Genomic DNA, 18,567 nt, shown 5'->3' with positions numbered 1-18,567 from the left:
AATCATGAAACGCGAAGTGCTCCGCGTCGAACCGATCTCGTCCTTTCTCGATCGCTGGAAGGCGCCGACCTCGCCGGTCACGCGCGCCGGCAACATGATCTTCGTCGCCGGCCTGCCGCCGTTCGACCCCGCAACCGGCGAGATCGCCGCCGGCGCGTCGATCGAGCGGCAGAGCGAGCTGGTGATGGAGCAGCTCAAGCAATGCCTCGAGGCTGCGGGTGCCACGCTCGACAATGTGATGAAGTGCAACGTGTTCTGCACCTCGGCAAAGCACTTCACAACCTTCAACGCAGTCTATGCAAGGTACTTCCCGCACCAGCCGCCGGCGCGCATCTTCGTCTGCACGCCGGAATGGTTCGGTCCGTTCGACGTCGAGATCGATTGCATCGCGATGATCTAGGGGCAGGGCGCCGTAGCGGCATCCTCGCTTCAGAGATCCTGCCGCGTCAGCCGCCCGTGCATCGCGACCGTTCGCGGCGCCGGCTTGCTCGGGACGTCGCCCATCGTCAGTGCCATCACCGAGACCGTGACCACGCGGTCGATGATGCCGCGGACGTCGTCGAGGTCGCATTTGCCTTCCGACAGCTTCGTCAGCCGTTCGCTCTCGCGGATGGTGTGGTGCGCCATCGCGAGCGCGAAGTTGAGGCCCCAGTAGATATCGACCTCGCTGCGCTCGGGCAGGGCGCGGCGCATCGCGCCGGCGAATTTCCGCAAATGGTCGATCTCGCGGTTCTTGATGCGGCGGATCGGCGGCACGGATTCGATCGAGGCGCGGATCATGAAGCGCGCTGCGGTGGAGCGCTGGTTCGCCGGGCCGAGGCAGCCGCGCAAGGTCGGCCCGACCAGCGCGCGCAAGATCACCTCGATCGGCGCGCGGCCGCCGCCGTTTTCCTCCGCCGCCCGCAGTTCGTTGAGACGCTCGCGGTTGGTCTGGATGCTGCGGGTGACGAACAGCTCCGCGATCAGCTCGTCCTTCGAGCCGAAATGATAGTTCACCGCCGCCAGGTTGACATTGGCCTCCGCGACGATGTCGCGCAGCGTCACGTCGCCGAAGCCGCGATCGGCATAAAGCCGTTCGGCGGCGGCGAGAATGGCAGACCTCGTATGATCGCTGGCCATGGCTGAGAGCCTCCGGTCATTCCGGGGCGATGCGCCGGCGTCGAACCCGGAATCTCGCGCCACAACTTCGAGATCCGGGTTCAGCCCTGCAGGCTGCCCCGGAATGACGAACGCGAGGGAGTTGCAATTCAAACAGTTGTATGAAACTATCGTTTGAAGGCCGGGAAAGTCAATCCGCTGATCACGGGCGGTCTTCCGGCACACCACCGCCGCCCTTCCGCGAACGCCCTTGCGAGCCGCGGGGGCGGGGTCAACAATGTCGACAAATGGCTACGGCCCAGGTCATCGGCCCAGGTCAGCGGCCCAAGTCTAGGAAACGAGGAGCGTCCCATGGATTTCACGATGTCGCCCAAGCAGAAGGAGTGGCTGGAGCGCGTTCAGGCCTTCATGAAAACGCATGTCCGCCCGGCCGTGCCGATCTACGAGAAGCAGGACGCCGAGGGCCCGCGCTGGAAGGTGATCCCGATCCTGGAAGACCTCAAGAAGAAGGCGAAGGCCGAAGGCCTCTGGAACATGTTCATGCCGCCGAACGAGCATGAAGATGATGAATTCCGCGGTGCGGGATTGACCAATCTCGAATACGCGCTCTTGTCCGAAGAGATGGGCCGCATCACCTGGGCCTCCGAGGTGTTCAACTGCTCCGCGCCGGACACTGGCAACATGGAAGTGTTCATGCGCTACGGCACCAAGGAGCAGAAGCGCAAATGGCTGCGCCCGTTGATGGATGGTGAGATCCGCTCCGCCTTCCTGATGACGGAACCGGCGGTCGCCTCGTCCGACGCCACCAACATCGAGACCCGCATCGAGCGCGACGGCGACCACTACGTTATCAACGGCCGCAAATGGTGGTCATCCGGTGTCGGCGATCCCCGCTGCAAGATCGCGATCCTGATGGGCAAGACCGATTTCAAGGCGGCCAAGCACCAGCAGCAGTCGCAGATCCTGGTTCCGCTCGACACATCAGGCATCAAGGTCGAGAAGATGCTGCCCGTGTTCGGCTTCGACGATGCGCCGCACGGCCATGCCCAGGTGCTGCTCGACAACGTGCGGGTGCCGAAGGAGAACATCCTGCTCGGCGAAGGCCGCGGCTTCGAGATCGCGCAGGGCCGCCTCGGTCCGGGTCGCATCCACCACTGCATGCGGACCATCGGCAAGGCCGAGGAGGCGCTGGAGAAGATGGTGAAGCGGCTCACCTCGCGCACCGCCTTCGGCAAGAAGATCGTCGAGCATTCGGTGTGGGAGCAGCGCATCGGCGAAGCCCGTACCAACATCGAGATGACGCGCCTTCTGTGCCTCAAGGCCGCCGACATGATGGACAAGGTCGGCAACAAGACCGCGCAGGCCGAGATCGCCATGATCAAGGTCGCGGCGCCCAACATGGCGCTGAAGATCATCGACGAGGCGATCCAGGCGTTTGGCGGTGCTGGCGTGTCGGACGAGGCGGGCCTCGCCAAGGACTACGCCCACATCCGCACGCTGCGGCTCGCCGACGGCCCGGACGAGGTGCACAACCGCGCCATTGCCAGGCTTGAACTTCGGAAGTATGCAAACACGTCGCACTGAGCATGATGCGGAACGCATGGCGTTCGCGCGCACATCGTGCTCAGAATGAAAAAGAGAGATCAGGCTGGCGTGCCAGCCTGATTGAGGGAGCGCCCCGACGCGCTCCTTGAAAAATCGAGTTGAGGGAGCGTCACCGTGGCTGACGGCGTCAGGAAAGACGAAGAATTCTCGGGCACAAGGGAAGTCGAGGAGCGCCATCGTATCAACGAGGCCAGTCTCGACGCCTGGATGAGGGAACACGTCGAAGGCTATCGGGGCCCGCTCACGGTCCTGCAGTTCAAGGGCGGCCAATCCAACCCGACCTACCGGCTCGACACCCCGAAGCGCTCCTACGTGATGCGCAGAAAGCCGTTCGGCAAATTGCTGCCGTCGGCGCATGCGGTCGATCGCGAGTATCGCGTGATCGCCGCGCTCGGCAAGCAGAATTTCCCGGTCGCAAAAGCCTACGCGCTGTGCACCGACGACGCGGTGATCGGCTCGGCCTTCTACATCATGTCGATGGAGGAGGGCCGGGTGTTCTGGGATCCGACGCTGCCGAGCCAGGCGCCGGACGACCGGCGCAAGATTTTCACCAGCAAGATCGAGACGCTGGCGAAGCTCCACATGTTCGATCCTGTTACGATCGGCCTCGGCGATTTTGGCAAGCCTGGAAACTATTTCGCGCGCCAGATCGACCGCTGGACCAAGCAGTACCGGGCCTCCGAGACCCAGCACATTCCCGAGTTCGAAAAGGTCGCCGAATGGCTGCCGCGGACGGTGCCGGAACAGGCGCGCGTGTCAGTCGTCCATGGTGACTATCGCCTCGACAACATGATCTTCCACGCGACGGAACCGCGCGTGCAGGCGGTGCTGGACTGGGAGCTGTCGACGCTCGGCGATCCCATGGCCGACTTCACCTATCTCCTGATGCAGTGGATCATGCCGGGCCTCGACGGCGCGGACCTCAAGGCGCTCAACATCCCGAGCGTGGAAGAGGCCGCGCAGATCTACTGCGACGTGACCGGCATCCCGGTGCCGGATCTCAACTGGTACTTCGCCTACAACCTGTTCCGTCTCGCCGGCATCACCCAGGGCATTGCCGGCCGCGTCCGCGACGGCACCGCCGCCAACGCCAAGGCGCTCGAATCCGCCAAGCGCACCGTGCCGCTGTCGAAGGCGTCGTGGGAATATGCGCAGAAGGCGGGCGCTACCTGATCCGAATGCGGCGCGGTCCCACAGGGTTCGCGCCGCTTCTCTTTCTACCTCGCCCCGCTTGCGGGGAGAGGTCGGACCGCATGCAGCGAAGCGAAATGCGATCCGGGTGAGGGGGTACCGGACTATCCACGCACATCGCTTGCGGAGAGAGCCCCTCACCGAAATCCCCGAAGAGCGGCCTTCGCTCGTCTCGGCCCCCGCAAGAGCGGGGCGAGGGAGCACTAGGCCGATCGCGATTCCAAAAGTTCGCGCCACTGCTGCAAGGTGCGGCATGTTTCCGCATTGTAGCCATCTGTGACTTGAGTTCGCGCTGCCGCTTTGGCAAGTCAGTCCGGTCAACGCCCGCCCTGGTCCTGATCGGACATTTTCATTTTGACCCTCTCCTCGAATCTTCGCGGCAGCCTGTTCATGGCTGCGGCCATGGCCAGCTTCACGGTCAACGACACCATCACCAAGGCGGTGTCGGCGGAGCTCAACATCGGCGAGATCCTGTTGGTGCGCGGCCTGGTTGCGATGGTGCTGGTCGCGGCGCTCGCCTGGTACCATGACGCGCTGCGCAGTTTCAGCGTGCTCCTGATCTGGCCGGTCGGGCTGCGCGTCCTTGGCGAGATCGGCGGCACGCTGACCTATCTCTCCGCGATCGCGCAAATCCCGCTCGCCAACGCCTCGGCGATCTTCCAGGCGCTGCCGCTGGTCATCACGCTGGGCGCGGCGCTGGTGTTCGGCGAGCCGGTCGGCTGGCGGCGATGGCTTGCGATCGCCGCCGGCTTCATCGGCGTGCTCGTCATCGTTCGGCCCGGCGCGGAAGGTTTCAGCCAGGCTGCGCTGCTGGCGCTGGCGTCGGTCGGGTTCTGCGCGGTGCGCGATCTCGCGACCCGCCGCATCCCGAAGCATCTGCCGACGGTGTTCATCACGCTGCTCACCACCGTGACCGTGACGACGGCAGGTGCTGTCGTCCTTGTCCCGCTCGGCGGCTGGCGGGCGCCGTCCGGCAATGCGCTCGGCCTGCTCACATTGGCCGCGGTCCTGATCCTGATCGGTTATCAGTGCATCATCGTGTCACTGCGCACCGGCGACATCTCGGCGGTGGCGCCGTTCCGCTACACCGCGCTGCCGTGGGCGATGCTGACGGGCTATCTCGCCTTCGGCCACAAGCCCGACGGTCCAATGCTCGCGGGTGCCGCGATCATCGTCGCTTCCGGCCTCTATGCCTTCTACCGCGAGCGCAAGCGCGATAAGCTCCGTCCCGCCGCGACCGGACCGGGCCTGCCGCCGGATGGGCTGTGAGGCATCCGTGATCCGTAGGATGGGTGGAGCGCAGCGATACCCATCATGACGCCGCTGATACGAGGTGATGGGTTTCGCTTCGCTCTACCCATCCTACGCAATCATTTGCGAATCACTTCGCACAATGTGCGATCAGCCGTGCGACGAATGCGCCGCAAGCCTCGAGCTGCGACATTTCCACGAACTCGTCCGGCGTATGCGCCTGCGCGATCGAGCCGGGGCCGATCACCACCGACGGGATATCGGCCATGCTGGAGAACAGGCTCGCCTCGGTGCCGAAGGCGACCTTGGCATGGTCGTTCCGTCCCGCCAGGCTTTTGGCGAGCGTGACGATCGCGGCGTCGGCGGCCGTGTCGAGGGCGGGGTAGTCGAGGATCTCCTCGAAATCGATGCCGCACTCCGGATGCCGCTTGCGCATGTCAGGCTCGAGCTCGGCCTTGGCCCAGGCGACGATTGCATCCGTGACCTCGCGCGACTCCGTGATGCCGATGCCGCGGCATTCGAAATCCACCGTGCAGGTGTCGGGCACGATGTTGAGCGCGGCGCCGCCGTGGACGATGCTGGTGAGCAGCGTCGAGTGCGGAACGTCGTAGAGACTGTCTTGTTCGGCATCCGCGGCCAGCAACTCGGCGCGGCGGCGGATCTCGACAATCAGCTCGGCGGCATATTCGATCGCGTTGACGCCGTCGGGCGCGATCGAGGAATGCCGAGCGAGGCCGCGAAAGGTGGCGCGCACGCCGTGCTTGCCCTTGTGGCCGATGATGACCTGCATCTGGGTGGGCTCGCCGATGAAGGCGCCGAGCGGTTTGATCCTCTTCTTCGCGACCTCGCGCAGCATCGGGCGGACGCCGACGCAGCCGATCTCCTCATCATAGGAGATCGCGAGATGGATCGGGGTCTTGAGCCCGGCCTCTCGCATCTCCGGCACCATGGCAAGGCACACCGCGACAAATCCCTTCATGTCGGTGGTGCCGCGGCCGTACAGCCGGCGATCGCGCTCGACGAACTCGAACGGGTTGTGGTTCCAGTCCTGTCCGACAACCGGCACGACATCGGTATGCCCCGACAGCACCAGCCCGGCCTTGTCCTCGGGGCCGATCGTGACCCACAACGAGGATTTCTGACCGGTTTCATCGACGATGCGCTGTCCCGTGAGGCCAAGCGAGGCGAGGTAGCGCTCGATGTAGTCGATCAGGGGCAGATTGCTGCGGTCGCTGACGGTGTCGAAGGCGACGAGGTCGGCCAATAGCTTGCGGATGCGGTCGGAACGTTGATTTTGCATTGCCTGTTCGTTTGCGAGGGGATTGTGCGAGGAACTACGCGTGTGCGGACGATCCTGCCAGCGAAGTATAGCAGCTGGTTGGCCTGCCGAGGCCAAGCAATATTCGGACCGTTGCCGGCGGTTATTGGAGGTCCAGGCCTGTAGGATGGGAGAGCGAAGCGAAACCCATCGAATATATCCGCGCGGCGAGATGATGGGTTTCGTGGAGTTTATCATCGGGTCGCGCGTTGCGCGGACCTGGGGCGGAACGAAAGGCAAGACTTGGGCGATTCAAGACTCGGGCGATTCATGTCGCGAGAATGCGAAACTGTATCCCCATTCTCGGGTGTCATCGCCCGGCTCGGACCGGGCGACCCAGTATGCCGCGGCCTCTCGGCTCAATCACATCCTTCTCGGGAATACTGGATCGCCCGCGCGTGCGCGGGTGATGACACCGCGCATTTGTCATCATGAATCGGAGACCATCCACTGCCGTCGTCCCAGCGAAGGCCGGGACCCATAACCACCAATGCTGCTTGTTGCGCGACGTCGGAACGACGAGTCCCGCTCACAACTCCGGCTGCGGAGTATGGGTCCCTGCTTTCGCAGGGACGACAGTGGTGGATGTGGCCGCGTCACCGCGCCATTCGGACTTCACCGGCCCAGCGAACGGAGAGCGCCCTTGCTAGATCGGCTTGCCCGTGTACGGCATCGATGCCGTCAGACCGCCGTCCACCGGGAATGCCTGGCCGTTGACATACGAGGCTTCGTCGCTCGCCAGGAACAGTCCCATCGCTGCGAGCTCGTGCGGCTGGCCGGGGCGCTTGAGCGGATTGAGCTGGCCGATCTTGTCCTGGGTGCCGCGTTCCTTGGCGCGGTCGAAGATCGGTTTTGTCATGCCCGTCTCGATCAGGCCGGGGCAGACCGCATTGATGCGCACGCCGGTGCCGGTGAGCGAATAGGCCGTGGTCTGCACCAGGCTGATCACGCCGGCCTTGCTCGCGGCATAGGGATGTCCGCTCGCGCCGGCCTTGAGGCCCGCGACGGAGGCAGTGCAGACGATCGAGCCAAAGCCTTGCCTGGTCATGTGCGGGATCGAATGCTTGATCGCGAGGAACGGGCCGATCAAATTGACGCGCAGCACTTCCTGCCAGTGTTCGACGGTCTGGTCGGCGAGCGGGACGAGGCCGCCGCTGACACCGGCATTGGCCCAGATCGCATCGAGCTTGCCGTACTTCGAAACCGCCTTCTCGATGAAGGCCTTCACGTCGCTCTCCGAGCCGGCATCGGCGGTGACGGCCTCGACGGTGCCGCCGGCGTCGCGCACCAGCTTGACGGTCTCCTTCACGGCCTCGGTGCGATCGACCGCGATCAGCTTGGCCCCTTCCTTGGTGAACAGCAGCGCAGCCGCGCGACCGATGCCGCTGCCGGCGCCGGTGATGATGACGGATTTGCCTTGCAGGCGGCCCATGCGTTTCTCCCTTTTCACGTGATCCGTGGCGCCTCTGCCGCGCGACGGAATTCAAACAAAATTTCAAACGTCCGAAGCACTTGAGACGATGTGCGGCGTGACGTACAGCGAGACGGGACACTATTGAAGGGCTCATCCGATGTCCAATCCAGACAAGCCTGACGTGAAGGTGACGCGGTGGTGGTGGGTTCGCCACGCGCCGGTGCGCAGCGACGGCGGCAACATTTACGGACAGGAGGATATCGACTGCGACACCGGCGATGTCGAAGTGTTCGAGGCGGTCGCCAAAATGCTGCCGCGCGATGCGGTCTGGTATTCGAGCAATTTGAAGCGCACGCACAAGACCGCGGACGCGATCTGGGCTGCCGGGTTTCCAAAGCCGGAAAGCATGACGCAGGAACGCGACTTCGCCGAGCAGCATCTCGGCCAGTGGCAGGGTATGAACCGCGCCGCGTTTCTCGCCAGTCGTCCGCCGGGTACGGCCTGGTTCGCCGATGTCAACGAGCCCGCGCCCGGCGGCGAGAGCTTCATGGACCTCTACAACCGCGTCTGCCGCACCATTGTGCGGATCACCGCCGCGGAAGCGGGCAGGAATATCATCGCCGTCGGCCATGGCGGCGTCATCAAGGCCGCGGTCGGGCTGGCGCTCGGCGGCCAGCCGGACAGGGGGCTGTCGTTCGATATCGATAATGTCTCGGTGACGCGACTTGATCACATCGCGAGCGCAGGCCTGTCGACCTGGCGGCTGCCGATGGTGAACCAGCAGCCGTGGATTGCGGATGCGCGCCACGCCGCGATGCATCAGCCATCCGGGCCTGAAGTCAGGCCGGCGAGCAAGCTTGCGTGATTGCTGCTATCGCAACCCCACGACGCTGCTTAAGCTCACCGCAGAATTCAAACACCGTAACATCAGGGAGAGACACATGACCTTGTTCGACATGAAGGGGAAAGTCGCCGTCATCACGGGATCGACGCGCGGCATCGGGCTTGCGATCGCCGAGCGCATGGCCGAGCACGGCGCCAAGGTGGTGATCTCCTCGCGCAAGGCCGATGTCTGCGAGCAGGTCGCCAAGGGGATCAACGACAAGTTCGGCAAGGGCATCGCCGTCGCGGTCGCGGCCAACATCTCGTCGAAAGAGAACCTGCAGAACCTCGTCGACGAGAGCAACCGTGCCTTCGGCAAGATCGACGTGCTGGTCTGCAACGCCGCCTCGAACCCGTATTACGGTCCGCTCGCCGGCATCTCCGACGATCAGTTCAGGAAGATCCTCGACAACAACATCGTCGCCAACAACTGGCTGATCTCGATGGTGGTGCCGCAGATGATCGAGCGCAAGGACGGCTCCATCATCATCGTCTCCTCGATCGGCGGCCTCAAAGGTTCGACCATCCTCGGTGCCTACGCGATCTCGAAAGCCGCCGACATGCAGCTCGCGCGCAACCTCGCCTGTGAATACGGCCCGCACAACATCCGCGTGAACTGCATCGCGCCGGGCCTGATCAAGACGGACTTCGCCAAGGCGCTGTGGGACAATCCGGAGAACCTGAAAGCCTCGACCTCGCGCTCGCCGCTGCTGCGCATCGGCATTCCCGACGAGATCGCGGGCGCTGCGGTGTTCCTGGGCTCTGCGGCCGGCGACTTCATGACCGGCCAGACCATGGTGATCGACGGCGGCGCGACGATCAGTTGACGGTTTCGTTGGCGCGCAAAGCGCGCCACGCACTCAAGATGTCATCACCCGCGAAAGCGGGTGATCCAGTACGCCGAGGCCTCTCGATTCATCACGACTGCCGCGGCGTACTGGATGCCCCGCATGCGCGGGGCATGACAGTGTTGAGGACGAGGGGAGCGCGGCGATTACTCCACCGCCGCGTACACGCCGTTGCGCACCAGCGAGCGGGTATATTCGCGCTGGCCCGGGCCCTGGCTCATGAACACCGCGAACAGATCCTCCTTCGGGTCGATCCAGAAGAACGTGCCGGCAATGCCGCTCCAGAAATACTGGCCGACGCTGCCGGGGAAGGGCGCAATGCCGGCCTCCTTGCGCACGGCGAAGCCGAGGCCGAAGCCGTGGCCGGGCGAGAGCAGGGTGCCGTTGACCGCAACGCCTGGCCCGAGGTGATCGGAGGCCATCAGCTCGAGCGTCTTGCGGCCGATGACCCTGTTGCCGTCGAGCGTGCCGCCATTGCGCAGCATCAGGCAGAAGCGGGCATAGTCCATCGTGGTCGAGACCAGGCCGCCGCCGCCGGACTCCATCACCGGCTGCTCGAGCATGTTGAACAGCTGCACCTTCTCGCTGGTCCAGGGATCGTTGGCAAACGCCTCGGCGAGGCGGCCGGCATTGGCTTCCCCGGTATGTAGAGAAGCCGGTCTCGGCCATCTGGAGCGGTGCGAGCACGCGCTCGGTGAGGAAGGCGCCGAGCGTCTTGCCGCTGACGACCTCGATGATACGGCCCAGAATGTCGGTGGAGCGGCTGTAGTTGAACGCCGCGCCGGGCTGGCAGACCAGCGGCATGCCGGCGAGCATGGTGGCGTGCTCGGCATTGGTGATCTTGCGGCTGCGCAGCCGCGACTGCTGATAGAGCTGCTGCACCGGGCCGTTGCCGGTGTGGTCATAAGTAAGTCCAGACGTGTGGCGGAGCAGGTCCTGGATCGTCATCTGCCGCTGCACGGGTACCAGCTCGAGCTTGCCGTTGTTCTCGACGCCGACCTTGGTCTCGGCGAATTCCGGGATGAATTTTGCGACGGCGTCGCCGAGCAGGAGCTGGCCATCCTCGACCAGCGCCATGATGCCGACCGAGACGATCGGCTTGGTCATCGAGAAGATGCGGAAGATCGAATCGCGCGCCATCGGTGCGGCGTCGGCCGGGCTTTGCTTGCCGAGCGCCTCGAACCAGCCGATCTGGCCGCGCCGGGCCACCAGCACGGTGACGCCGGGGACGGTTCCCTTGTCGATCTCGCGGCGGAAGGTGTCGGACATCGCCTGCAGCCGCGCGCTCGACAATCCGATCGATTCGGGCTTGGCGAGGGGGAGGGAGGGGGTGGTCGGGCTGGCGGCGTGCTTGGTGGCGGTTTGGGCGTTCATGGTCTCTCCCTGGTTCTTGATTCTTGCGGCGAGGTGCCGGCATGGCGTGATCTTGGGGTGATCGCTGAAGTCTGGCGCAGAAGTTTTGCAATGAACAGAAGCTTCGCTGCTTCGCCCTTGCAAACCGGCCATGCCCTGTGCTTGAAACGGCGCGAACCGGCGGCGACGCGGGTTCGTAGGAGTGTAGCTCAATTGGTAGAGCACCGGTCTCCAAAACCGGGGGTCGCAGGTTCGAGCCCTGCCACTCCTGCCAGCTTTTACCCAATCATTTGAAGGTGTTGGCCGAGGTCCCCGACCCCGGCCATGATCATGTTTGCCTACTTGATGAGCGGGCAGCCGCCGTCCTTCAGCGGCCGGAAGGCCTGGTCGGCGGGAACTTCGGCGAGCAGCTTGTAATAATCCCACGGTCCCTTCGATTCCTCCGGCTTCTTCACCTGGAACAGGTACATGCTGTGCACCATGCGGCCGTCCTCGCGCAGCACGCCGTTGTCGGTGAAGGCATCCCGCACCGGAAGCTCGCGCATCTTGGCCATCACGGTCTTGGTGTCGCGGGTGCCGGCGGCCTGCACCGCCTTGAGATAGTGCAGCGTGGCGCTGTAGGTCGCGGCCTGGTTCATGGTCGGCATGCGCTTGACCCGCTCCAGGAAGCGCTTGCCGAAAGCGCGGGTCCTGTCGTTGAGGTCCCAATAATAGGCCTCGGTGACGATGAGGCCTTGCGCCAGCTTGAGCCCGAGGCTGTGGATATCCGAGATGAACATCACGATGCCGGCGAGGTTCTGCCCGCCCGCGACGATGCCGAATTCGGAGGCCTGCTTGATGGTGTTGATGGTGTCGGCGCCGCCGTTGGCCATGCCGATGATCTTGGCCTTCGAAGCCTGCGCCTGCAGCAGGAACGAGGAGAAGTCCGCCGTGTTGAGGGGATGCTTGACGCTGCCCAGCACCTTGCCGCCGGAGGCCTTCACGACGTCACCGGTGTCGCGCTCGACCGAATGGCCGAACACGTAGTCCGCGGTCAGGAAGAACCAGGTATCGCCGCCGTTCTTGACGATGGCGCTGCCCACGGTGTGCGCGTTGGCATAGGTGTCGTAGGTCCAATGCGCGGTGTAGGGCGAGCAGGACTTTCCGGTGATGTCGGAGCTCGCCGCATCCGTCACGATCATGATCTTCTCGTACTGCTTCGACAGCTCCATCACCGCGAGCGCGGTGGCCGAAGTCGGCAGATCGATGATCATGTCGACGCCTTCGGTCTCCCACCATTTGCGGGCGATGGTGGAGGCGACGTCGGGCTTGTTGAGCACGTCGGCACTCAGCATCTCGATCGGCTTGCCGAACATCTGCCCGCCAAAGTCCTCGATCGCCATTTTGGTGGCCTCGACATTGCCCATGCCGCCGATGTCTGAATAGACGGACGAGAAGTCGGAGAGCACGCCGATCTTGAGCGGTGCCTGCTGGGCGAGCGCCGGCCCTGCCAGCACAGCCGCGATCAGGCCGGCGGCGGACAAATTCGTGACGATGGATTTCATGATGGCGTGCCTCCCCGAAGGTGTTCTTATCAGTTTGTCCGACAAAGCTAGATTTGCCCGGTTCCGGTGTCAATTCCGGCCGCTTGGGTGCGACAATCAGGCCGGATATTACTCATTTGACGCCCCAAGGGCCTTCGCCTATCCTTTGTCGGACAAACGACAATCGGGCCGGGGGAGCTGAAGATGCCCACCACGCCGCTGTTCCGGCGCATCGATGTCGCGCCGGCCTATCAGAAGGTCGCCGACGCGATCGAACGCGAGATCATCAACGGCCGGATCAAGCCGGGCGAGCCGATCGGCACCGAGCAGCAGCTGGTTGCGCAGTTCGGCGTCAACCGCTCGACGGTGCGCGAAGGCATTCGCGTACTCGAGGAGGGCGGGCTGATCCGCCGCGATTCCAGCCGCCGGCTGCAGGCCTGCCTGCCGCGCTACAACAAGCTCGCGACGCGACTGTCCCGTGCGCTGATCCTGCACGAGGTGACGTTCCGCGAACTGTTCGAGACCTCGATGACGCTGGAGGTCGCGAGCGTCGAGGGCGCGGTGGAGCGCGCGACCGAGGAGAACATCGCCGAGCTCGCCGGCAATCTCGAGCGCAGCGCAGCTGTCGTCGGCAATCCCGCTGCGCTTGCCGAGCTCGATGCGGAATTCCATGTGCTGATGGCCAAGGCCTCGCAGAACCGCGTGCTGCAGCTGGCGCGCGAGCCCGCCGCACAACTGTTCTTTCCGACCACCGAGATGATCGTGGGCGGCGTGCCCGAGGGCGGCACGCGGCTGGTCGAGGCGCACCATCATCTGCTCGACGCGATCAAGCGGCGCGACAAGGAGGCCGGCGTGCTGTGGACGCGGCGGCACCTGCAGGACTGGCGGCGTGGCTTCGAGAAGATCGCCTCGCTCGATCGCTCGGTCGAGCACACCTACATGGAACACGCTTACGCCGCGCGGCAATAGGGACGGCGCGGCCAAACAAGACGAAAACAAGACAACAACAACAAAGCACATTCGGGAGGGACAAATGAGCGGAGACATCGCAGCAACCATCCAGCGCGCCCGCGAGCACAGCATCGGCGATCTGCTGCGCCGGTCGGCGAAGCGCTACCCCGGCAAGACCGCGCTGATCTGCGGCGCGGTGAGCTGGAGCTTTGCGGAGATGGACGCGATCTGCAACCGGCTCGGCCGCGGCCTGCTCGGGCTCGGCGTCAGGAAGGGCGACCGTATCGCCGTGCTGTCGCGCAACTCGCACGCCTTCGCCGCGCTGCGCTTCGCGGTGGCGCGGATCGGCGCGGTGCTGGTGCCGATCAACTTCATGCTCAATCCCGACGAGATCAATTTCATCCTGAAAAGCTCCGGCGCCAGGCTGCTCGCGACCGGCCCCGATTTCGTCGAGACGGCGCACGCTGCCGCCGCCAAGGGCTCGGCGGTCGAGACCCTGATCTGGCTGCCGGGCGAGGATCCGGCCACCGCGCCCGACGGCATCACGACGTTCGACAGCCTGCTGCACAGCGACGCGTCGGCGCCGGAGGCATCGGTCGACAGCCGCGATCTCGCGCAGATCGTCTACACCAGCGGCACGGAATCTCTGCCCAAGGGCGCGATGCTGACCCACGAAGCCGTGATGTGGCAGTATGTCAGCTGCATCATCGACGGCGGCATGAGCGCCGACGACAAAGTGCTGCACGCGCTGCCGCTCTATCATTGCGCTCAGCTCGACGTCTTCCTGGGACCGCAGATCTATCTCGGCGCCACAAGTCTCATTACCGGCAAGCCGGTGCCTGACAATGTCCTGGCGCTGATCCAGGCCCACAAGATCACGTCCTTCTTCGCGCCGCCGACGATCTGGATCGCGATGCTGCGCTCGCCGAATTTCGACGAGACGGATCTGTCGACGCTTCAAAAGGGCTACTACGGCGCTTCGATCATGCCGGTGGAGGTGCTGCTCGAGCTCCAGCGCCGCCTGCCCAACGTCAAGTTCTGGAATTTCTACGGCCAGACCGAGATCGCGCCGCTCGCGACCGTGCTGACGCCGGAGGACCAGCTGCGCAAGGCGGGCTCGGCCGGCAAGCCCGCGATCAATGTCGAGACGCGCGTGGTCAACACGGCAATGGAGGATGTCGGGGTCGGCGAGGTCGGCGAGATCGTGCACCGCTCGCCGCATCTGTTGTCCGGCTATTACAACGATCCCGTCAAGACCGCGGCCGCGTTCGCCGGCGGCTGGTTTCACTCCGGCGATCTCGCCACCGTCGATGCCGAGGGCTACATCACCGTTGTCGACCGCGTGAAGGACATGATCAAGTCCGGCGGCGAGAATGTCGCCAGCCGCGAGGTCGAGGAGATGATCTACCGCATCCCCGCCGTCTCCGAAGTCGCCGTGGTCGGCCTGCCCGATCCGCGCTGGATTGAGGCGGTGACTGCGATCGTGGTGGTCAGGGCCGGCGAAAGCCTCGATGCCGATATGGTGATCAAGCATTGCGCGGCGTCGATGGCTCATTTCAAGGTGCCGAAGCAGGTCATCTTCGTGGATGCCCTGCCGAAGAATCCGAGCGGCAAGTTGTTGAAGCGCGAGCTGCGCCAGCGCTTCGTCGGCGGTGAGACGCTCGACAAGGCGGTCCAGAAGAGCTTCGCCGGCTAGGCGGTCTACTGGCCAGCCGTCGCCGGCGCCTTGTCCGACCATTCCGGCGGCAAGCCAAGCTTGCCGGCGGCCATTCCGACCAGGCCGGGACTGCGGCCGAACGCCTCGCAGGCCGCGTATTTCGGTTTGCCGCCGAGCGTGGCGCCAATCTTGTCGAACGATGGCAGCTCTGGCGCCTTTCCGAACGGCGTGCTGCCGGTGACGACGAGCTTGCTGAAATCGTCGCTGAAGGAAGGGGCGAGATCGTAGGCGTCACCGGCGCTCGAGACCATGGGCGAGTTGGTGAACGAATTCGCCCCGCGGGCCCAAATCATCGCCGCCTGCTGGCGGCTGGCCTGATCGCGCACCTCGGCTTCGACGGTCAGGCTGCCAAGTCCGACCGGCAACCGCGGCACCGGCACCGGCACGCCTGCGCCGAGCGCGCTCGGCAGGAAGCTGACCACCTTGGAAGTGCCCGCCGCGACCTCGTCGGTGGGCGCCGCCTGGGTGACAAGCGCATGCAACAACAGATCCGCAGGCTGATCGGCACCAACGACCTGAAGCCGCTCGCTCAGGCCGACGCACAGCGAACGATCGATCGCGTTGGCCACCAGGTGCCGCTGCTCCTGCGACAGCGTCGGCGACGCTGCCTGCGAGAAGGTCGTCGGGACGATCCGCACCGTCTTCGCAGCGAGGACCTCGTCCTTGTTGACGCGAACCAGCGATTTCGCCAGCACTCCGTCGGACGGCGTGAGATTGTCGTAGGATGCCAATGACCCGCCCCGCGTCATCGGTGCGCTGGCACAGCCCGACAACAACGCCACCACTACCGCAGCGGTGGCAAGCAGGGACGGCCGATTGGGCTGACCATTGCGCGACGCCCGGCCCGTGCTCTGCGCATCAGTCGCAGCGCCCGGCAGAAATTCGAATTCTCATGTACCCCTCGAACGACCGCTCACCCCACGAACGATCGGACGTCACGATAGGGCAGGGCCGCCCGGGTCGGGATTAAGAGATATTAAGTCAGATGTAGCTCGCGAAAACCGCGCGACCTATTTGAGCCACATTTGGCCGTGCAGGCTTAACAAAACGCTATATTTGCGCGCTGCGCATCCGGGGCCGAGGCCTCTAAAATGCCGTGATGCAAATCCTGGAATACGACCTCGTGGCTTTCCCCGTCACCAACGCACGCATCCTCTGCGTCGAGGACGATGCCGATATCGCGCGCATGTTGGCTGAGGTGCTTGAGGACAACGGCTTCCGACCGGTGCTGGTCGGCTCGGCCGTGGAGATGGACGCGCTGCTCAAGCGCGAGAGCTTTGATCTCGTCGTACTCGACGTGATGCTGCCGGGCGAGGATGGGCTGAGCATCTGCCGGCGCCTGCGCATGTCGTCTTCGATTCCGATCATCATGGTCACCGCCCGCGACGAGGAGATCGACCGCATCCTCGGCCTCGAGATCGGCGGCGACGACTACGTGACCAAGCCGTTCAGCCCGCGCGAGCTGGTGGCCCGCATCCGGGCATTGCTGCGCCGCGTCGAGAGCGGCGCCTCGTCGCGGTCACGGCCGCGTCCGCTGACCTTTGCCGGATGGCGCATCAACCCCACCACCCGCGAGCTGCATGACCCCGCGGGCGTTCGGATCACGCTGACCGGTGCCGAGTTCGATCTGCTGCTGGCGTTCTGCCGCAATCCTGGGCAGGTGCTGTCACGTGAGCAATTGATCGAGCAGGCCTTCGGTGGCCTGATCGCATCGGTCGAGCGAAGCGTCGACGTTCACATCAGCCGCATCAGGCAGAAGATCGAACCGGATCCGAAGGACCGCTCGATGATCAAGACGGTGCGGCTCGGCGGCTACGTGTTCACGCCCGCGGTCGAGCCGCTCTGATGGGATGGGCGCAGCGGCTGATGCCGCGCAGCATCGCCGCGCAGCTCATGAGCCTCGTCGCGCTCTCGGAATTGATCGGCATCATGCTCGCAGCTGTGACCGTCATCTTTCTGTTCGATTCTCCCTCGGTCAACGACACGCAGAAGTTTCTTGCCGGGCGGGTCGCGGAGCTCACGCAGCTTCTGCGTTTCACGAAGACGCCCGTCGACGCCGAAGAACTGCTGGCGGCAGCCAGGCGCGGCGGTCTCGACGCCAGGCGCGTCGCGTTGAGCGAACTCGTGCCTCGGACGGTCGGTGAGACGCGGCCGTTTTCCATAAGAGCGTTTCGGCAGCTGGCGGCCGAGTCCGGAATTGAGTTGCTGGAAGAACTGCGCCATCCGGCGGGCTCGTCGTCACAGGTGCTCGTGAAGCTCGACGACGGCCACGCGTTGATGGCCGACGTTGCGGTCAAGGGCGGCTTCTGGTCCTTTTTGCTCCGCCCGGTGGCAGGAGGCGGGATCATCGTGCTGATCTCGATGCTGCTGCTGTCGGTCTATGCGGTGCGTTGGGTGATTGCGCCGCTGGCCGATGTCGCGCGTGCCGCGACCTCGTTCGGCCGCTCGCCGCGGGCTCCCGAGGTGTTGCGCCGGCGCGGTCCGCTCGAAATCGCCCAGGTCGCCGACGCGCTGAACGACATGCGCACGCGTATCGCAGCGCTGCTCGACGACCGCACCCGCATGCTCGCCGCCATCAGTCATGACCTGCGGACGCCGCTGACCCGGCTCAGGCTGCGTACCGAGCGCGTCGGCGACGACACCCTGCGCCCTGCGATGCTGGGCGATATCGCCAAGATGACGCGCATGATCAACGAGACCCTGGAGTATCTGCGCGAGGATGCTCGCTCGGAGGCGGCGTCGTTCATCGACCTGCCGAGCTTCCTGCAGACCATCTGTTCGGACTTCGCCGACATGGGCCACGCGGTATCCTATGTCGGGCCGGCGCGTCTGCCTTATGCCTGCCGGCCCCGCGCGCTGTCGCGCGCCGTCACCAATATCGTGGAGAATGCGGTCAAGCACGGCAGCAAGGTCGCGGTGACGCTTCGCCCCATGGAGGCCGGCCACATCGAGATCGAGGTGGCCGACGACGGTCCGGGCATTCCGCCGGCGCTGCACGACAAGGTATTCGAGCCCTTCTTCAAGGCCGACAGCGCCCGGCAGGAGGGGGGCTTCGGGCTGGGGCTATCGATCGCGCAGGATATCGCCAAGCGCCATGGCGGCAGCATCGCGTTGAGGCTGCGGGAGCCGAGCGGACTGCTCGTATCGATGCTGCTGCCGCCAAAACCCGGCCTGGCCTAGAGGAGGCGAGACGGACGACGCTGATCGCGCCAGGACGCCAGGGGATTGCAGGGCGCCGGCTAAGCCCTTGATTTGGAGAGACCAATGCCCGATCTGCCCGAACCGGGCGGGCGCCGGGTCGGACCCCGTCGACCTTGACGTTTGGCCGGTCTCGCAGTAGATACCCGGCACTCGCAGCCGGCCCGCTTTGATGGCGGATATCCGGCGCGGCCTAATTCCCCGAACATTCGAGCTCG

15 protein-coding genes, 1 tRNA gene and 1 pseudogene are annotated in these 18,567 nt (G+C 64.8%); 11 read left to right on the top strand and 6 right to left on the bottom strand.

Annotated elements, in window-relative coordinates:
• The first annotated feature begins 4 nt into the window (after positions 1-4).
• Positions 5-400, top strand: coding sequence for a RidA family protein (locus RX327_RS23970; protein ID WP_317247297.1), 396 nt, complete (start codon positions 5-7; stop codon positions 398-400).
• A 29-nt stretch (positions 401-429) separates the two neighbouring features.
• On the opposite strand, the gene RX327_RS23965 is transcribed toward RX327_RS23970, so the two are convergent.
• Complete coding sequence (locus tag RX327_RS23965) at positions 430-1,119, bottom strand: TetR/AcrR family transcriptional regulator (RefSeq protein ID WP_317247296.1); 690 nt, start codon at positions 1,117-1,119, stop codon at positions 430-432.
• Between the two features lie 330 nt (positions 1,120-1,449).
• Here RX327_RS23965 and RX327_RS23960 point away from each other — a divergent pair, with 330 nt between their 5' ends.
• From RX327_RS23960 to RX327_RS23950, 3 genes are all read left to right on the top strand, one after another.
• Entirely contained in the window at positions 1,450-2,682 is a 1,233-nt protein-coding gene (locus RX327_RS23960) for an acyl-CoA dehydrogenase family protein (RefSeq protein WP_317247295.1), read from the top strand.
• Positions 2,683-2,817: 135 nt separating this feature from the next.
• Complete coding sequence (locus tag RX327_RS23955) at positions 2,818-3,876, top strand: phosphotransferase family protein (RefSeq protein ID WP_317247294.1); 1,059 nt, start codon at positions 2,818-2,820, stop codon at positions 3,874-3,876.
• 372 nt (positions 3,877-4,248) lie between these two features.
• On the top strand, positions 4,249-5,163 hold the full coding sequence (locus RX327_RS23950) for a DMT family transporter (protein WP_410712075.1): 915 nt from the start codon (positions 4,249-4,251) through the stop codon (positions 5,161-5,163).
• Between the two features lie 112 nt (positions 5,164-5,275).
• Here RX327_RS23950 and argE read toward each other — a convergent pair whose 3' ends face one another.
• Positions 5,276-6,445, bottom strand: a complete 1,170-nt coding sequence (argE, locus tag RX327_RS23945) for an acetylornithine deacetylase (RefSeq protein WP_317247292.1) — start codon at positions 6,443-6,445, stop codon at positions 5,276-5,278.
• Between the two features lie 664 nt (positions 6,446-7,109).
• Positions 7,110-7,895, bottom strand: coding sequence for an SDR family oxidoreductase (locus tag RX327_RS23940; protein WP_317247291.1), 786 nt, complete (start codon positions 7,893-7,895; stop codon positions 7,110-7,112).
• Between the two features lie 139 nt (positions 7,896-8,034).
• Here RX327_RS23940 and RX327_RS23935 point away from each other — a divergent pair, with 139 nt between their 5' ends.
• Entirely contained in the window at positions 8,035-8,742 is a 708-nt protein-coding gene (locus RX327_RS23935) for a histidine phosphatase family protein (RefSeq protein ID WP_317247290.1), read from the top strand.
• Positions 8,743-8,818: 76 nt separating this feature from the next.
• Complete coding sequence (locus tag RX327_RS23930) at positions 8,819-9,586, top strand: SDR family oxidoreductase (RefSeq protein WP_317247289.1); 768 nt, start codon at positions 8,819-8,821, stop codon at positions 9,584-9,586.
• A gap of 167 nt (positions 9,587-9,753) precedes the next feature.
• Here RX327_RS23930 and RX327_RS23925 read toward each other — a convergent pair.
• Positions 9,754-10,876, bottom strand: a pseudogene (locus tag RX327_RS23925) (serine hydrolase domain-containing protein).
• 282 nt (positions 10,877-11,158) lie between these two features.
• Here RX327_RS23925 and RX327_RS23920 point away from each other — a divergent pair.
• Positions 11,159-11,234: transfer RNA gene (locus RX327_RS23920), tRNA-Trp, on the top strand.
• Positions 11,235-11,298: 64 nt separating this feature from the next.
• Here RX327_RS23920 and RX327_RS23915 read toward each other — a convergent pair.
• The gene (locus RX327_RS23915) at positions 11,299-12,504 is read right to left on the bottom strand and encodes an ABC transporter substrate-binding protein (RefSeq protein ID WP_317247288.1); all 1,206 of its coding nucleotides are present in this window, start codon (positions 12,502-12,504) and stop codon (positions 11,299-11,301) included.
• 183 nt (positions 12,505-12,687) lie between these two features.
• Between RX327_RS23915 and RX327_RS23910 the strand changes: the two genes are divergently transcribed.
• Both RX327_RS23910 and RX327_RS23905 read left to right on the top strand, forming a co-directional pair.
• Entirely contained in the window at positions 12,688-13,452 is a 765-nt protein-coding gene (locus RX327_RS23910; protein WP_050384829.1) for a FadR/GntR family transcriptional regulator, read from the top strand.
• Between the two features lie 64 nt (positions 13,453-13,516).
• Positions 13,517-15,130 carry an acyl-CoA synthetase gene (locus RX327_RS23905; protein WP_317247287.1) on the top strand — a complete coding sequence of 538 codons (1,614 nt, stop codon included), beginning with the start codon at positions 13,517-13,519 and terminating at the stop codon, positions 15,128-15,130.
• A gap of 5 nt (positions 15,131-15,135) precedes the next feature.
• Here RX327_RS23905 and RX327_RS23900 read toward each other — a convergent pair whose 3' ends face one another.
• Complete coding sequence (locus RX327_RS23900) at positions 15,136-15,900, bottom strand: DUF3313 domain-containing protein (protein ID WP_410712074.1); 765 nt, start codon at positions 15,898-15,900, stop codon at positions 15,136-15,138.
• A 350-nt stretch (positions 15,901-16,250) separates the two neighbouring features.
• Between RX327_RS23900 and RX327_RS23895 the strand changes: the two genes are divergently transcribed.
• Positions 16,251-16,997: a response regulator transcription factor gene (locus RX327_RS23895; RefSeq protein WP_317247286.1), complete on the top strand. Its 747-nt coding sequence runs from the start codon at positions 16,251-16,253 to the stop codon at positions 16,995-16,997.
• On the top strand, positions 16,997-18,331 hold the full coding sequence (locus RX327_RS23890) for an ATP-binding protein (protein WP_028335447.1): 1,335 nt from the start codon (positions 16,997-16,999) through the stop codon (positions 18,329-18,331). The genes RX327_RS23895 and RX327_RS23890 overlap by 1 nt, the downstream gene beginning before the upstream one ends.
• Positions 18,332-18,567 lie beyond the last annotated feature (236 nt).

The sequence above is a fragment of the Bradyrhizobium sp. BEA-2-5 genome, from assembly GCF_032918025.1.
GTDB lineage: Bacteria > Pseudomonadota > Alphaproteobacteria > Rhizobiales > Xanthobacteraceae > Bradyrhizobium > Bradyrhizobium pachyrhizi.
This window is presented reverse-complemented; position numbering and strand designations above follow the sequence as displayed.

Coding starts and splice junctions, on each gene's coding strand:
- RX327_RS23915 (WP_317247288.1), bottom strand. CDS start 12,504: ATGAAATCCATCGTCACGAATTTGTCCGCCGCCGGCCTGATCGCGGCT.
- RX327_RS23940 (WP_317247291.1), bottom strand. CDS start 7,895: ATGGGCCGCCTGCAAGGCAAATCCGTCATCATCACCGGCGCCGGCAGC.
- RX327_RS23960 (WP_317247295.1), top strand. CDS start 1,450: ATGGATTTCACGATGTCGCCCAAGCAGAAGGAGTGGCTGGAGCGCGTT.
- RX327_RS23910 (WP_050384829.1), top strand. CDS start 12,688: ATGCCCACCACGCCGCTGTTCCGGCGCATCGATGTCGCGCCGGCCTAT.
- RX327_RS23895 (WP_317247286.1), top strand. CDS start 16,251: ATGCAAATCCTGGAATACGACCTCGTGGCTTTCCCCGTCACCAACGCA.
- RX327_RS23965 (WP_317247296.1), bottom strand. CDS start 1,119: ATGGCCAGCGATCATACGAGGTCTGCCATTCTCGCCGCCGCCGAACGG.
- RX327_RS23935 (WP_317247290.1), top strand. CDS start 8,035: ATGTCCAATCCAGACAAGCCTGACGTGAAGGTGACGCGGTGGTGGTGG.
- argE (WP_317247292.1), bottom strand. CDS start 6,445: ATGCAAAATCAACGTTCCGACCGCATCCGCAAGCTATTGGCCGACCTC.
- RX327_RS23905 (WP_317247287.1), top strand. CDS start 13,517: ATGAGCGGAGACATCGCAGCAACCATCCAGCGCGCCCGCGAGCACAGC.
- RX327_RS23930 (WP_317247289.1), top strand. CDS start 8,819: ATGACCTTGTTCGACATGAAGGGGAAAGTCGCCGTCATCACGGGATCG.
- RX327_RS23890 (WP_028335447.1), top strand. CDS start 16,997: ATGGGATGGGCGCAGCGGCTGATGCCGCGCAGCATCGCCGCGCAGCTC.
- RX327_RS23970 (WP_317247297.1), top strand. CDS start 5: ATGAAACGCGAAGTGCTCCGCGTCGAACCGATCTCGTCCTTTCTCGAT.
- RX327_RS23900 (WP_410712074.1), bottom strand. CDS start 15,900: ATGACGCGGGGCGGGTCATTGGCATCCTACGACAATCTCACGCCGTCC.